The organism is Neisseria sp. P0014.S009 (assembly GCF_051958155.1).
Taxonomy (GTDB): domain Bacteria; phylum Pseudomonadota; class Gammaproteobacteria; order Burkholderiales; family Neisseriaceae; genus Neisseria; species Neisseria flavescens_C.
The window spans coordinates 1-251 of record NZ_JBQCVS010000181.1 but is presented as its reverse complement, the minus strand read 5'-3'; the positions used below and the strand labels follow the sequence as shown (position 1 = coordinate 251).

Genomic DNA, 251 nt, shown 5'->3' with positions numbered 1-251 from the left:
CGTCAGATGTGTATAAGAGACAGCCTACGGGAGGCTGCAGTCGAGGATCTTCGTCAATGGGCGAAAGCCTGAACGAGCGACGCCGCGTGCGGGATGAAGGCCCTTGGGTTGTAAACCGCTGTCAGGGGGGATGAAACCGTAAGGTTGACAGAGCCCCAGAGGAAGCACGGGCTAAGTTCGTGCCAGCAGCCGCGGTAATACGAACTGTGCAAACGTTATTCGGAATCACTGGGCTTACAGGGTGCGTAGGC

1 rRNA gene is annotated in these 251 nt (G+C 57.4%); it reads left to right on the top strand.

The features are described from left to right. Window positions 1-251 (top strand): 16S ribosomal RNA (locus ACTHS4_RS12210); the annotation flags it as partial.